The sequence below is a fragment of the Streptomyces blattellae genome (genome assembly GCF_009709555.1).
GTDB classification, from domain to species: Bacteria; Actinomycetota; Actinomycetes; order Streptomycetales; family Streptomycetaceae; genus Streptomyces; species Streptomyces blattellae.
The window spans coordinates 1-14076 of record NZ_WJBG01000129.1; the positions used below are offsets into that span (position 1 = coordinate 1).

10 protein-coding genes and 1 tRNA gene are annotated in these 14076 nt (G+C 72.3%); 5 read left to right on the plus strand and 6 right to left on the minus strand.

Annotated features, from left to right (window positions below):
- Positions 1-158: 158 nt before the first annotated feature.
- The 3 genes from GFH49_RS12705 to GFH49_RS12715 all read right to left on the minus strand — a co-directional run bounded on the left by GFH49_RS12705 (position 159) and on the right by GFH49_RS12715 (position 2823).
- Positions 159-380, minus strand: coding sequence for an FmdB family zinc ribbon protein (locus tag GFH49_RS12705; protein ID WP_155055962.1), 222 nt, complete (start codon positions 378-380; stop codon positions 159-161).
- Between the two features lie 40 nt (positions 381-420).
- Positions 421-1737: a hypothetical protein gene (locus tag GFH49_RS12710; RefSeq protein ID WP_155055970.1), complete on the minus strand. Its 1317-nt coding sequence runs from the start codon at positions 1735-1737 to the stop codon at positions 421-423.
- Between the two features lie 315 nt (positions 1738-2052).
- Entirely contained in the window at positions 2053-2823 is a 771-nt protein-coding gene (locus GFH49_RS12715) for a DUF4097 family beta strand repeat-containing protein (RefSeq protein ID WP_155055963.1), read from the minus strand.
- A gap of 217 nt (positions 2824-3040) precedes the next feature.
- On the opposite strand from GFH49_RS12715, the gene GFH49_RS12720 reads away from it, so the two are divergent.
- The 4 genes from GFH49_RS12720 to GFH49_RS12735 all read left to right on the plus strand — a co-directional run bounded on the left by GFH49_RS12720 (position 3041) and on the right by GFH49_RS12735 (position 10052).
- Positions 3041-3112 (plus strand) — tRNA-Val (locus GFH49_RS12720).
- Positions 3113-3538: 426 nt separating this feature from the next.
- A complete protein-coding gene (locus tag GFH49_RS12725; protein WP_155055964.1) occupies positions 3539-4048 on the plus strand; it encodes a sigma-70 family RNA polymerase sigma factor in 510 nt (169 codons plus the stop codon).
- A gap of 38 nt (positions 4049-4086) precedes the next feature.
- Positions 4087-5229, plus strand: coding sequence for a hypothetical protein (locus GFH49_RS12730; protein WP_155055965.1), 1143 nt, complete (start codon positions 4087-4089; stop codon positions 5227-5229).
- Between the two features lie 248 nt (positions 5230-5477).
- The gene (locus tag GFH49_RS12735) at positions 5478-10052 is read left to right on the plus strand and encodes an FtsK/SpoIIIE domain-containing protein (protein WP_155055966.1); all 4575 of its coding nucleotides are present in this window, start codon (positions 5478-5480) and stop codon (positions 10050-10052) included.
- Between the two features lie 83 nt (positions 10053-10135).
- Here the strand turns inward: GFH49_RS12735 and GFH49_RS12740 are convergent, their stop codons facing one another.
- Genes GFH49_RS12740 through GFH49_RS12750 form a run of 3 tightly spaced genes read right to left on the minus strand, consistent with a single transcriptional unit; the run spans position 10136 to position 11766 of the window.
- Positions 10136-10456 carry a WXG100 family type VII secretion target gene (locus GFH49_RS12740; RefSeq protein WP_155055967.1) on the minus strand — a complete coding sequence of 107 codons (321 nt, stop codon included), beginning with the start codon at positions 10454-10456 and terminating at the stop codon, positions 10136-10138.
- A gap of 15 nt (positions 10457-10471) precedes the next feature.
- Positions 10472-10780: a hypothetical protein gene (locus GFH49_RS12745; protein ID WP_155055968.1), complete on the minus strand. Its 309-nt coding sequence runs from the start codon at positions 10778-10780 to the stop codon at positions 10472-10474.
- 53 nt (positions 10781-10833) lie between these two features.
- Positions 10834-11766: a serine/arginine repetitive matrix protein 2 gene (locus tag GFH49_RS12750; RefSeq protein WP_155055969.1), complete on the minus strand. Its 933-nt coding sequence runs from the start codon at positions 11764-11766 to the stop codon at positions 10834-10836.
- A 180-nt stretch (positions 11767-11946) separates the two neighbouring features.
- On the opposite strand from GFH49_RS12750, the gene GFH49_RS39330 reads away from it, so the two are divergent.
- On the plus strand, positions 11947-14076 hold a 2130-nt coding region (locus GFH49_RS39330), incomplete at its 3' end, for a hypothetical protein (protein WP_196217960.1).

Consider the following 14076-nt stretch of genomic DNA (forward strand, 5'->3'; position numbering starts at 1 on the left):
CGGCCTGTGGTCGGACGGGCGGCACATCGCGGCCTGTGGTCGGACGGGCGGCACATCGCGGCCCGTGGTCGGCCGACGGCACATCGCGGCCAGCGGTCGAACGCCGGCACATCGCGGCCCCGTGGCCGAGCCGCACATGGACGCAGTCGGCGGAGCGCTCAGCCGCAGCACCCACCGCCGCAGCAACCGCCGCCCCCTCCGCTCGCCCCGGGCGCGGGGGCCGGAGCGGACGCGGTGCCGCCCACCGCCACCGTCGACAGCAGCTTCACCGTGTCGTCGTGCCCGGCGGGGCACGCGGCGGGGGCGGCGGACTCGGCCATCGGGCGGTTCAGTTCGAAGGTGTCCGCGCAGGTGCGGCAGCGGTACTCGTAGCGAGGCATGCGCACAGGTTAACCGGCGGCCACGCGCTGTCCCAGGGCGTCAGTGGGCGGCGGCGCCCCGCTCCTCCCGGATCTGCGCCACCACCCGCGCCACCGTCTGCCGCACCGCCTCCGTCTCCGTCAGGAAGTGCCAGTAGTCGGGGTGCCGCCCCTCCAGCGTGGTGATCGCGCGCTCCAGCCGGGCCACGGAGTCGTCCAGCGGGCGGGCGTGCCGGGGATCGGGGGTGTTGCGGCCGGCCATGGCGAGCCGCTGGGCGTCGCGGACGGCGAAGCGGGTGCGGTCGATCTCCTGCTGGGGGTCCTTCTGCACGGCGTTCAGCCGCCGCAGCCGGTCGCCGGCGGCGGAGACGGACTCGTCGGTGGTGTTCAGCAGCGCCCGCACGGTCGACAGCAGCGCGGTCGCGTCCGGCCAGCGCTGCTCGTCGCGCGCGGTCTGCGCCTCTTTCAGTTTCCGCTCGGCCTGCCGTACGTTCTCCGCGGCCTGTTCCGGCACCAGCTGGAGATCCTGCCAGCACGCCGCCACGAACCGCCGCCGCAGCTCGCTGAGGACCGGGTCGACCTGGCCGGACCGGGTGGTCAGCGCCTGCGCACGGGTCCGCAGCGAGACCAGCCGGTGGTCGATCTCGGCCGCCCGCTCCGGGAGCCGCTCGGCCTCCACCTTGATCGTCTCGGCCTCCCGCGCGACCCGCTCGGCACGCTCCAGCGTCTGCGGCACGCCGTGCTGCCCGGCGCCCTGGTTGAGCTTCGTGAGGTCCGAGCCGAGGGCGGCGAGACGGGCGGCGAGGTCGTCCGCCTTCAGCCCTGATTCCCGTACCGCGTCCAGCGCGTTCGACGCGGCCAGCAGTCCCTGCCGGGCCCGCTCGACCGCGGGGGCGAGCCGGGCGAGCTGGGTCTCGGCCTTGCCGAGCAGCGGGCCGAGCCCGTCCGCGAACCGGTCCAGGTCCTGCTTGACCCGCCCCAACTCGTCCTTGGCGGCGGCCAGCTCGGCACGCGCGCGTGCCGCCACCGAAGCCTCCAGGTCGTCGCGGTCGAGGTCGTGGGCGTCGACGGCGTTGATGTACTGGTGACTGGCCTCGTCGATGCGTCGGCCGAGCGCCTCGAAGTCGCCGACCGCGCGCCGGGCGGCGGGGGAGTCGTCGACCGCCGTGATGGTCTCGATCGAGATCCGCAGATCGCGCTGGGCGGTGTCCAGCTCGTAGAACGCGGCGGCAGCGGCGTCCTTCGCGGCCTGCGCCTCCGCCCGCTGGTTCTCGGCCCGCCCGCCGAACCAGCGCCGGGTGCCGCCGCCCGCGAACGCGGCGGGCAGCACCAGCGCGGCGATCAGCGGCAGGCTCACGAGGGTGAGCGCGTCCCGCAGCGCGGAGCTGTGCCGATCTGCGGCTCCGCCGCGCTGAGCGTCCCCCGGCTCAAGCCGATTCGGGAGGGGGAGCGGGGGAGCGGCCGGTCTCGACGGGCTCCCGGACGGGCGACGGCCGGACGCGGCCTCGCGGGGCAGCGGCACATCAGCCCAGCCCACGGAGCGCTCGGCGCGGGGGCGGCGTGCGGGTTGTGCGCATGGCACCACCGGTGAGTACGGCCGCGATGGTGTCGCCGTCACATCCCTCTCCCGTGCCCGTGGTCCGCCTTGCCCGGTGTCATTCTCCCACCGGTTAAGGACGAACACACGGGCCGGTTAGTTCGCGCTGCGGACCGTGACTTTCCCGTCGCCCGTCTCCGCGGACACCACGTGCGGGCTGGACTCGTCCCGGGGCACGGACACATCCACACCGCCGTCGCCCGTCTTGGCCGTCACCCGGTACGTCGCCCGGGGCAGCACCATCGTCACGGAACCGTCGCCGGTGCGGGACTCCACCAGGTCAGGTACGGCGCCGAGTTCGAGGTGCACCGAGCCGTCGCCGGTCCGGGCGCGCACCCGCTGCGAGGTGACGTCCGCCCGGACGGATCCGTCGCCGGTCCGCAGGTCCAGCGGTGCGCTGCTGTCGGTGACCCGGACCGAGCCGTCGCCGGTACGGATGCTCAGCGGGTCCTCGAAGCCGCGCGCGCGGACGCTGCCGTCGCCTTCCTCGACCTTGACCGTGATCCCGCGCGGTACCTCGATACGGTGCTCGGCGTCGCAGTCGGCGACCATGCCGGAGCACTTCATCCGCAGCTTCAGCCGGTCGTCCTTCATCTCCCAGGTCACCTCGGGGCCGCTGCCGACGGCGACGGTGCCCTGGAACCACCGGGTGACCTCGATCCGGTCCTCCGGGGTGTCGTCCGCGGAGATGATCTCCAGCGCCGAGTCGGCGGAGTCGATGGTGAGGGTACGGCCCTCCAGGTCGAAGGACCGGTGCTCGGGAGTCTTGTCGTCGCCGGCGGAGGAGCCGCAGGCGGTGGCACCCACGACGAGCAGCGCCACGACGCCGGTCACGGCGGCGGCGCGGACGGGAACGGTACGGGCCATGACGGTCTCCCCCTGAGTCGGAGCAAAAGGCTCTCCTGCGACTCTTCGAACGTACGGAGCGCGGGCCCGCCTGGGGATCCGGGCCGCTCCCGGATCCGTCCGGGGGTTAACCCCCGGATCACCCTGACCCCGGCCCGCCCCGGGATACGGGTTTGCGGTGCAGTCCCCCGGGCAAGGTAGGCTGTCGAATCGTCCTGAGCACATCGGCTCAGGGCCCGGGTGCGTAGCTCAGGGGTAGAGCGCCTGCCTTACAAGCAGGATGTCGGCGGTTCGAAACCGTCCGCGCCCACCGGTAGGTGAAGCCCGGCTCGGCCGGGCTTTCGCGGCCCCTCGGAGTGATCTCCGGGGGGCCGTTCTCGTACCCGTTCGAGATGCTTGATCTGCCCGGATTCCTCGATCAAGGTCACTTTATAGAATGCGCTTACATTACCAAGCGGTAATTCTCTGGACCGGGTATCCGTACCCGCCCGGGGTGGCATCGGCTCCGCCATCCCGGGCGAGGCCGTCTGCTGCCTGACTTAACGTCAAGACGGCGCCCTAAAGCGGCTTTTGGGCCACTGGTCCATATCGGTAACCGGGCGGAAAACGAATTCTGAGCTTGATTTGAGCTCCCTCTGGTTATATATGTCCCCTTTTTCATGGAAACTGAGGGAGGAAAATATGGCCCAGTGTGAATAGTTTCTTTCTGGAGTGACCTCTCGTCCCGGAGTAGAACATGTTCAACGCTGGACCAGCGGCGTCTGCCGTCCCGCCCGACACCGAGCGCCATCGGACCCGCCTGCTGCGCTACGCGAACCGGCTCACCTCCGGCGACCTGCACCGTGCCGAGGACATCGTGCAGGAGACGATGCTGCGGGCCTGGCTCAACGACCTGGACAGGCACGACGAGGACCATCGCATCGCATGGCTCTTACGCGTCGCCCGCAACCTGGCCATCGACGCCCACAGACGGGAACGGACGGTGCCGGTGGGTGCCCTGCCCGACGACATGCTGCACTGCCCGGACGGCACCCGCGACCTGGCCGACACCGTGGCCGACCGGCAGCTCGTCCGGCGGGCCTTGGCGCGGCTGTCGCAAGAGCATCGCGAGGTGCTCTTCCACGTCCACTTGCGCGACCGCACCCGGGCAGAGGCCGCCCGGGTGATCGGCGTACCGCAAGGCACGGTCAAGTCACGCAACCACTACGCGCTGGAAGCCATGCGGCGCGAGTTACCGGCGGCCTGAGGAACAGCGAGTGAGGAACAGCGAGTGAGGAACATCACGTGAGGAACACCGACCCGTTCGTCTGGTTCCGTGACAACAGCGACACCATTTTCCGGTGGCTGGGCATCGCCGGTGCGGCGCTGCTCCTCTTCCTGCTCCTGCGCGTGTGGGCCATGCGGTGGGGTGGCTGGCGGTCCGCCTGGGCGCGGTTACGCCGGGAAGTGGCGGTCACGGCCCACGCGTTCGCCCAGCCCGCCCGCGCCTGGCTGCGCCACCGGCGCGCGCTGCGGTTGCTCGTACGGCGGCTCGGCGCCCAGGCCACCTGGCGTGACGCCGAACGCGCACTGGCCGCCGCCCGCCTGGCCGCCGCGCCCGCCCGTCCGTACGCCGCGCTGGTGGGCGCCGGCACGGTGACCGTGCTGCTGGCCGGGCGCGGTGAGCCGGAGCACTGGCGCGTGGACCGCGCCGACCTGCCTTCGGTGACGCCGGAAGCGGCCCACGTACGCCCCATCGTCGTGGCCGCCGGCGTCGCGGACCACGCCGACGAGCAGCACTGCGCCTTCCTCGACCTGGCCGTCGGCCCACCCGTACTCTCCGTGACCGGTGACGACCGTGCCGCCGGCGCCCTGCTCCAGTCGCTCGCCGCGCAGCTCGACGTACGGCTGCCCAGCTCACTGGTCGTCGTCGCCGAAGGAGTGCACCGCCATCACGCCGGTGAACCCGTGCGCGCCGCCTACCGGGCCGCCCGCGAGACCCCGTCCCGGCTCGGCATCGCGCCCGTCCTGGTCGCCGCCGAACTGCCGGACCCCCTGCCCCCGGAGCTGGCCGCCCCGCCCGGTGACACACCCGCCCTGCGTGTCCTCGTCCGAGGTCCCGGACGAGGCTATGTACGCACCCTGCTGACCGACCGGCACGGCCGTGTCGCCGTCCCCGGCACCCCGCTGCTCGTCCGCTGCGACGCGCTGGGCCGGGCCCTGGCCCGCGTCCTGTCCGACATCCCGCCGGTCCTGCCCCCCGCCCCGGCCGCCGAGGCCGCCGCCGGTCTGGGTGACGCGGACCTGTTCGAGGAGGGCGAGGAGCCGGCGGAAGTCTTCCGTACGGGTCCGCCGGGGTCGGCCGTGCCCGTTGTGGCCGGCGAGACCGCCGCCAGCCCGTCCCGGTCCGCCGGGCCTGGCTCTGTTGTCGGGCGGGGTGCTTCGTGAATTGCGTCCTTCCCGCGCTCTGTACGGGTCCGCCGGGGTCGGCCGTGCCCGTTGTGGCCGGCGAGACCGCCGCCAGCCCGTCCCGGTCCGCCGGGCCTGGCCCCGCTGTCGGGCGGGGTGCTCCGTGAGTCGCATCCTTCCCGCGTTCCGAACGGGTCCGCCGGGGCCCGCCCGGCCTGTCGCGGTGACCCGATCCGCTGCCCGCCCCAGACCGCCGCGCCGAGCCCGCCCGTGAAACGGACCGCCCCGTGAAACTCACCCTCACCACCGCCGACCCCGCCGGGCGTCAGGTGGACCACCTGCTGGACCTGCCCGAGGACGCCACCGTCGCCGATCTCGGCGTGGCGTTGGAGAGCCCCCGGCTCTACCTCGGCGACCGGCCCGTCAGCCCCGATCTGCCCGTGTCCGCCAGCGGCATCCGCACCGGGGCCGTACTCGGCCTCGGCGTCCCCGCTCCGTCGGGCACCGCCACCCGGGAATGGGAACCGCCCTCGACGGACCCCGTGCTGGTCGAGATCCGGCATGTGGGCGGCCCCGGGGCCGGCCGGTCCTGGCGGCTCGGCCCCGGCAGTCACGAGGTCGGCACCGACCGCGGCTGCGCCCTCCGGCTGGACGGAGGGGACGCCCCCGAGGAGGGCGTCTGGCTCACCGTGGGCACCGACGGAGGCGTCACCTTCCGGCTGCCGGAGGACGCCGACCCGGCCCGGCACGGTCTGCGCAGCCTCACCCCGCCGCCGCCCGTCGACCCCGAGACCGGCACCCCGCTCACCGCCGAGGAACCGGCAGGACCGTACGACGGCGGCCCGGGTGGTCACACCCCGAGCCCCGCCCCGCCCGGTCCCGACGGCCTGCCCGCCGAGGCACCGCCGCTCCCGGCGGGCCAGTTGCCGCCCCCGGACGACGGCACCGAGCCCTGGCCGTCGTACGCCGACCTCTCGCTCGGCGACCACCTGCTGCGCCTCGTCCCGCCCTTCGAGCCGGACGCGGCCGTCAACCCCTCCGCCGACGGCCTCGGCATCGAGTACAACCGGCCGCCGCGCATCGCCCCGCACCTGGACACCGAGTCGATCCGGATGCAGGGCCCGCCCGGCGAGCGCAGGAACCGGCCCTTCCCGTTCATGATGATGATGGCCCCGCTGGTCATGGGCCTGGTCATGATGAGCCTGTTCCGCACCTTCTACTTCGTGATCTTCATCTTCTTCACCCCGATGATGGCGGTCAGCAACTGGATCATGGGCCGTCGCTCCGGCCGCAAGGCGCAGGAGGAGGCGCTGCGCGTCTACCGGCTGCGCCGGGCCGCCCTGGAGACGGAGATGCGGGACGCCACCATCGAGGAACGCGACCTGCGCAACACGACGTTTCCCGACCCGGCCACCGTGCTGCTCACCGCCACCGGCCCCGGGAGCCTGCTCTGGCAGCGCCGCCGCCGCGACCCCGACCACCTCACCCTGCGGCTCGGCACGGTCACCCGCCCCTCCCTCAAACGCATCGACGACCACGCCCGCGAGTCCAACCACCGCCAGGTCCACTGGCGCCTGGCCGACGCCCCGTTCGGCGTCGAGCTCGCCGACCTCGGCGTCGTCGGCCTCGCCGGCCCCGGCGACACCCCGCGCACGGTGGCCTGCTGGGCCGTCGCCCAGGCCGCTGTCCTGCACAGCCCCCGCGACCTGCGGATCGTCGTCCTGACCGGCGACGAGCACGCCCCCGCCTGGAGCTGGGTGCGCTGGCTGCCGCACCTCAAGCCCGGCCGGCCCGGCAGCGTCATCGCGCTCGGCAACGACCCGGAGAGCACCGCCCACCGCGTCAACGAGCTCATCGCCGACATCCAGGCCCGTACCACCGCCCAGGCGTCCTCCGCCCTCGGCCACACGCTGCTCAGCGAGCCCGACGTGCTGGTCGTGCTCGACGGCGCCCGGCGGCTGCGGGACGTGCCCGGCGTGGTGCAACTGCTCACCCAGGGGCCGTCGGTGCGGATCTTCAGCCTGTGCGTGGACGAACGTGAGCGCCTGCTGCCGGAGGAGTGCACGGCGGTCGTGACCACGGAGGGCAACCGGCTCACCGTACGGACCTCCGGAGCCCCCGCCGTCGAAGGCATCCGGGCCGACCTCGTCCGCGCCGACTGGTGCGAGGAGGTCGCGCGGGCGCTCGCCCCGGTGCGGGACGTGACGGTCGACAGCGACTCCGGGCTGCCCACCGAGGTACGGCTGCTGCCGCTGCTCGGCCAGGAGCCGCCCGACCCGGCCGCGCTGGCCGCCGAGTGGGCCCGCCGCCCGGCGTCGACCGCGTTCGTGCTCGGCGCCGGGTACGAGGGCACGCTCCGGCTCGACCTGGTCAGGGACGGGCCGCACGGACTGATCGGCGGTACCACCGGCTCCGGCAAGTCCGAGCTGCTGCAGACCATGATCGCCTCGCTGGCGGCCGTCAACCGCCCCGACGAACTCGCCTTCGTCCTCGTCGACTACAAGGGCGGCAGCGCCTTCCGCGAGTGCGCCGAGCTCCCGCACACCCTCGGCATGATCACCGACCTCGACGGACACCTCGTCCAGCGGGCCCTGGCCTCGCTCGACGCCGAACTGCGCCGCCGCGAGCGGGTGCTGGCCGACGTCGAGGCCAAGGACCACTCCGAGTACCGGGCCAAGCGGGCCCGCGACCCCCAGCTGTCGCCGCTGCCGCGACTGCTGCTCGTCATCGACGAGTTCGCCACACTCGTACGGGAACTGCCCGAGTTCGTACCGGGCCTGATCAGCCTCGCCCAGCGCGGTCGCTCCCTCGGTCTGCACCTCGTACTGGCCACCCAGCGGCCCGGCGGCTCGGTCAGCAACGAGATCCGGGCCAACACCAACCTGCGCATCGCGCTGCGCGTGACGGACCGCGCCGAGAGCCAGGACATCATCAACGCCCCCGACGCGGTCAGCATCTCGCCCGGCAACCCGGGCCGGGCCCTGATCCGGCGCGGCTCCGGGGCACCCACCCCGTTCCAGAGCGCCTGGGCCGGCGCGGAACGCGGCGGCGGGGCGCCCGCGGAGAAGACGCCGTCCGCCCGGCCCGTACGCGGTGTCGAGCTGACCTGGGCCCGGCTCGGCCGCCCCGCCGAGCTCAGCGCCGAGGAGGAGGACCACCTGGCCGCGGCCCTGGTCCCGGGGGAGGAGCCGCTCACCGACCTGCGCGCCCTCGTCGAGGCCATCGGCCGGGCCGCGGACCTGCTGGACGACTACGAGCCGCAGCCCAGCCCCTGGCTGCCTCCGATGGCCGACAGCGTCCGTGTCGAGGACCTGCCGCCCGTGCCGAAGACCCCGCCGGGCGCCCTGCCACTCGTCCCGTACGCGCTGCTGGACGTCCCGCAGCTCCAGGAACAGCGGCTCGGCACCATCGACTTCGCCACCTTCGGCCACCTCTACGTCATCGGCTCGCCCCGCTCCGGCCGCACCCAGGTCCTGCGGACGGTCGCGGGTGCCGCGGCCCTCGCCATCCCCAGCTCCGACCTGCACGTCTACGGCATCGACGCGTCCGGCGGAGGGCTCGCCGCCCTCGAATCACTGCCGCACTGCGGGGCCGTGGTCTCCCGCCACGACACCGAGCGGCTGGAACGGCTCATCGCCCGCCTGAGCAGTGAGTTGACCGCACGTCAGCGGCTCATCTCGCAGCACGACTGCGCCGGACTCGGCGAACTGCGGCCCAAGCTCCCCAAGGACCGCCGCCCAGCCCGGCTGCTGCTCCTCATCGACGGCTGGGACGCGCTCAGCGCCCTGCTCGACGACTACGACGGGGGCCGCGTCTACACCGAGGTCGTCCGGCTGCTCCGCGAGGGCACGGCGGCCGGCATCCACGTCATCGCCACCTCCGAACGCCTCCTGCTCGGCGGCCGCCTCGCCGCCCACAACGACCAGCGGCTGCTGCTGAGGCAGGCCGACCCCAGCGACTACAACCTTGCGGGGATGAGCCGCAACAAGGTTCCCGCGCACATCCCGCCGGGCCGCGGCTGGCTCGCACCCATCGGCATCGAGGCGCAGATCGCGCTCCTGCCGGCCGAGGACGGCGCCGACCAGGGGGACGCGCTGCGCGAGATCGGCCGCCGTACGACGGCCCGGGACGCGGGTGTCTCACCGGCCCGGCGGCCGTTCCGCATCTCCGAACTGCCCACGCTGATCGGTTTCCAGGACGCCGTCGACCAGGTCCCCGAGTCCAGCCGCCGCCCGCTGTGGGCGCTCCTCGGGGTCGGCGGAGACGCCGGAGAGCCCCTCGGCTACGACTTCGCCGCGTCCGGCGGCTCGTTCATGGTCGCGGGCCCGCCGCGTACGGGGCGCAGCACCACGCTCGCCTCCATGTGCGTGTCCCTGCTCCTGGGCGGCACCTCGCTCGTCGTGATCACGCCCCGCGAGTCCCAGCTCAGGCAGCTCGCCGCGCACGACCTCGCCCAGGTCCTCACCGACCCCGACCCTTCGCCGGACGCCGTCACCGACGCCCTCAAGGCGGTCGCGGGCCGGCCCACGGTCGTCGTCGTGGACGACGCGGATCTGCTGCTCAGCTGCCGCGCGGACAAAGTCCTCAGGCAGGTCGCCGCTGCCGGGCGCGACCTCCGACAGGGCCTGCTGCTGGCCGGATTGCCCGAGTCGATGAGCTCCCTCGGCTGGGTCGGCATGGCCCGCCGCTCCCGGCGCGGCATCCTCATGGGCCCCAAGAGCATCGCCGAGGGCGACCTCATCGGCGTCCGCATCTCCACCGAACAGGCCCGCACCCCCCTCCCCGCGGGCCGCGGCTGGACGGCGAGCGAGGCGGGCACGGCCATCATGGTGCAGGTTCCGCTGACGGTCCTGGGCGGTTAGGTTCCGTCGTCCGGGAGGGCGCCCCCACAACACGAGGTTGCGGGGGGCGCGCGGCCCGGGAGCGGGCATGGGCCGGGGTGCGCTCAGCCCGACTCCTGCGCTGCCGCGACGTCGTTCGCGATCGTCGTGTCGGACTCGGCGATCGCGGTCGCGATGTCGTTGAAGCTCTCCGCGTAGGCCTTGATGTTGGCGGCGGACTCCTGCATCTGCTTGCTGAAGCTGTCGTACGCCGACTGGAGCGCCGGGCTGGCCTTCTCGAAGACGAGGCCGTCCTGGAGGAGGTTGCTCACCGTGGTCTCCAGGTCGGTCAGCTCGGTGCTGATGTCGGTGAGCTTGGTGCCCATGGTCGTGGCGGTACGGGCGATCTCGTCGTAGTCGAATACGACGTCCTGGTTGCCTGCCATGCTCTGTGCCTCCTGCTAACCGTTGCTGCTGACCTTGTCGGCGATGTCCTGGTCCATCTCCTGGACGGACGTCATGATCTGGCGGAACTGCTCCGCGAAGCCCTTGATGCTCTCGGTGGCGTCCTTCAGGGACTGGGTGAACTTCTCGTACTGCCCCTGGAGCGCCGGGCTGGCCTTCGTCATGACCAGGGCGTTGTCCAGGAGGGTGTCGACCTCGGTCTTGGCCTCGTCCATGCGCGGGACCAGGGTCTCCTCCACGCTCGTGTCGAGGAGGTTGGAGACGCGTTCGATCTCGGAATACGACAGGGAGATGTTGGCTGCCATAGGTGAGTGACCTTTCTCGGGGGCCTTGCGGGTCTTGGCTGGGGGAGGGACTGCTAGTCGTCCTCCTCCTCGGGTTCGGACCACTCGCCGTCCGGGCCGGAGCGTGTGGACACGGACTTGTTGCCGTCGGCGTCGGTGGTCGTCATGGTTCCGGAGCCGTCCTCGTCGATCACGACCTCGGTGGTGGTCTTCGAGCCGTCCGCGTACGTGGTCTCCATCGTGTAGTCGCGGACGTCGTAGGGGTCGCCGCCGTTCTCCGGCTCGATGACCTGCGGGGCGGAGTCATAGGTGGTGACGGACGTGTAGGACTGGCCGTCCGGGGTGGTGATGGTGGACGTCTCCTTCATGACGTTGTAGTCGTCGTCCAGTTCGACCGAGACCTGGACCTTGCCCTGCTCGTCCTCGTACGAGTACTCGGTGGGCGGTTTCTCGGAGGGCTTGTCCGGAGGGGCGCCCGGGTCGCTGGGGGCGTCGTCGTCGTTGATCCAGGTCTCGCACCAGCCCGGGGCGTCGTCGGCGTTGCAGACCGTGCCGATCTCGGCGTCCGGGTTCTGCTCGAAGTAGTCGGCGGCGCCGATCTCCTCCAGGTAGGCGTCCCAGGCGTTCTTGTCCTCCTGCCAGGAGTCGTATGCCTCCTTGTCGCTCTTCCACTCGTCCAGGCCGATGCTGCCGCTCATCAGACCCGCGGCGCTGGAGAGCTGGGCGTCGGCGTTGAAGAAGGTGTCGGCGACGCCGCTGAAGGTGTCGGCGAGCTCGTTCAGACCGTCCTTGGCCTGCTTCGTACGTGAACTGGAGCGGGTGTAGAAGAGGTTGAAGGCGTAGGAGAGGTCGGCGGAACCGAACAGCGCCCTGCGTTCGGAGCTGGTGGCCTCGCCCACGTCCTTGAACACCCCGGTCGCGCCGCCCGAGTCCGCGTCGTCGGCCAGCTCGCGCATCTGCCGCTGCACCTCGTGCAGAGCGCCGTAGTCGATGGAGAAGTCGGGCACCGTGCCTCCCGCTCGGTCCTGGCCCGGGTCGCCCCGGGTTCCCTTCTGGTCCGTCCACGCACCAGCCGCCCCGAATGGTTCAACCGGCCCAACCGAAAATCCCGGCACGGAAGTTGAACCATTTGGCTGTGCTGACGCGTGGACAGTGCAGCAGCCCCCGACCGGAAGGAGCGTGTCCCGATGGCCCGTCCCGCCGACTGGAGCGCGCTCGGCCTGGGCAGCGACCCGACACCGGGTGACCCGGACCGGATCGACGACGTGATCACCTCCCAGGGCGATCTGGTCGACCTGGCGGACACCATCGACTCGGGTCTGACCGAGATCATGAAGACCACCGACGGGGCCTTCGTCGGCAGGACGGCCGACGCGCTCCGCGATGTGATCGACGGTGACCTGCGGGACTACGTGTCCACCTTCCGGCAGGCGCATGTGGACGTGCAGTCGGCGCTGCGGACGTACGCCGGTGTGGTGCGCGAGCAGCAGCGGCGGGCGGATGCCGCGCTGGAAGCGGCGGCCGCGCTGGCCGAGGACGACGAGGAGGGCCGCGAGACCCACAAGGCCACCGCCGAGGACGCCAAGGAGATCATGGAGGACGCGGCGAGCACGGCCGCGGCCGCGATCCGCGACGCGGCGGACAGCATCGCCTCGCCGGTGGACGAGTGCGAGGAGTTCTGGAAGGCGCTGGGCTGGCTGGCGCTGATCCTCGTCATCCCGGCGATGATCGTCGGCGGCCCGCTGGCGCTGTTCACCATCGCGCTCAACGTGGCGCTGCTGATCAAGACGGCGGTGGACTTCTCCCAGGGCAAGGCGAGCATCACGGAGCTGGTGCTGTCGATCATCGGCGTCATCGCGCCCACCACCAAGGGCATCAACCTCGCGAACGTGTGGAAGGGCCTGAAGGGCGCGGGCGTCGGTGCCTGGAACGGCGGCAGGAACCTGTTCCTCGGCGGTCCCAACGCGCTCGGGCTCTTCGGCCGCCTCACCCTCGGCATCGACGACGCCTTCCGGGCCACCAACGTCTTTCTGAACAACGGGCTGAAGGGCATCAGCGGCATGAGGGTCCCCCAGATGACCTTCATGCCGGGCATCAAGGGCTTCACGATGAGCGGCGGGGCGTTCGGCAGGACCTTCAGCATCATCCCCGCCGCCGGCGAGCTGACCGTGATCAACCTGATGGGCGCGCGGACCTTCTTCGGGCTGCGATCCGCGATCACCGGTCTGAACGGCATCCGAGGGCTGGGCAGTTCGCTGGGCCACAGCATGATCAACGGTGTGCGGGGGCTCAACGGGCTGCGGTTCTTCCTGCCGGTGGCCGCCGACGAGATGGGCAACGGTCTGGCCTTCGCGCTCAGGATCGGCGTCATCGACCGCGGCATCTTCGGCTTGTACCGGTACGGGGCTTTCGCGGGCGGCCAGTTCCTCGGGGCGGGCAGCAGGATCAGCGGCGGGGTGGCGGCCGGGCTGGACCTGTTCCGGCCGGGGGCGGGCCTCGGCTCGCTGCCGAGCGTCAGCACCGGGCAGTTCACGCCGGACCTCGCGGGCGGCGGAATCGGGTCGGGCCTCGGCGGTCTGTCGCCGATGTCGCTGTCCGGCTCGATCGGGACGGTCAACCTCAGTGGCTTCAACGGGCTGGGCGGCAGGCTCTCCGCGTCGGTGCCCGGCATCGACGCCAGGGTCGTGGACATCCCGGCGACGGGCGGGCTCGGCAGCATGCGCGGGCTCGACCTGCCGCAGCTGGGGCCGGTCTCGTCGGTGACGACGCCCGGGGCGGGCGGCCTGAACGTGCCGTCGGCGGGCGCGGGGACCGGTGCACTGGACGGGAACCAGATCAACGTGCCGGGCCTGGGCAGCGTCGGTGCCGGGGCCACGCGGATCAACCTGCCGACGGTGGGCGCGGGCCAGTTGGACGGCCTGACGCCGGTGCCGGCACCCTCCGTGGGCGCCGTCGACGTGCCGACCACCGGGCAGGTCGACGTCCCGGCCGTGGGCCAGATCAACGTGCCCGGCATCGCCTCGGTGTCGTCAGGGCCGACGGCCATACGGGTCGACATGCCGAGCGTCGACGCACGGATCACCGACATCCCGGCGGCGGGCGCGGTCGCGCGAGCCGACATGCCGTCGGCCGGAGCGCTGGACCTCCCGTCGGTGAACGTCGGCCGTGTAGACGCCCCGTCGGTGAGCAGCGCCCACGTGGACGTGCCCTCCGTGAGCGTGGCGCGGGTGGATGTTCCGTCGGTCAGTGCTGGTGGGGTGGACGGCGTCAATGTGAGCGTGGCGCGGGTGGATGTCCCTTCTGCTGGTGCTGGTGGG

What these genes read in the sequence shown, in the direction of transcription:
- GFH49_RS12705 (WP_155055962.1), bottom strand. Translation starts at nt 380, where the DNA reads ATGCCTCGCTACGAGTACCGCTGCCGCACCTGCGCGGACACCTTCGAA.
- GFH49_RS12715 (WP_155055963.1), bottom strand. Translation starts at nt 2,823, where the DNA reads ATGGCCCGTACCGTTCCCGTCCGCGCCGCCGCCGTGACCGGCGTCGTG.
- GFH49_RS12725 (WP_155055964.1), top strand. Translation starts at nt 3,539, where the DNA reads ATGTTCAACGCTGGACCAGCGGCGTCTGCCGTCCCGCCCGACACCGAG.
- GFH49_RS12740 (WP_155055967.1), bottom strand. Translation starts at nt 10,456, where the DNA reads ATGGCAGGCAACCAGGACGTCGTATTCGACTACGACGAGATCGCCCGT.
- GFH49_RS12745 (WP_155055968.1), bottom strand. Translation starts at nt 10,780, where the DNA reads ATGGCAGCCAACATCTCCCTGTCGTATTCCGAGATCGAACGCGTCTCC.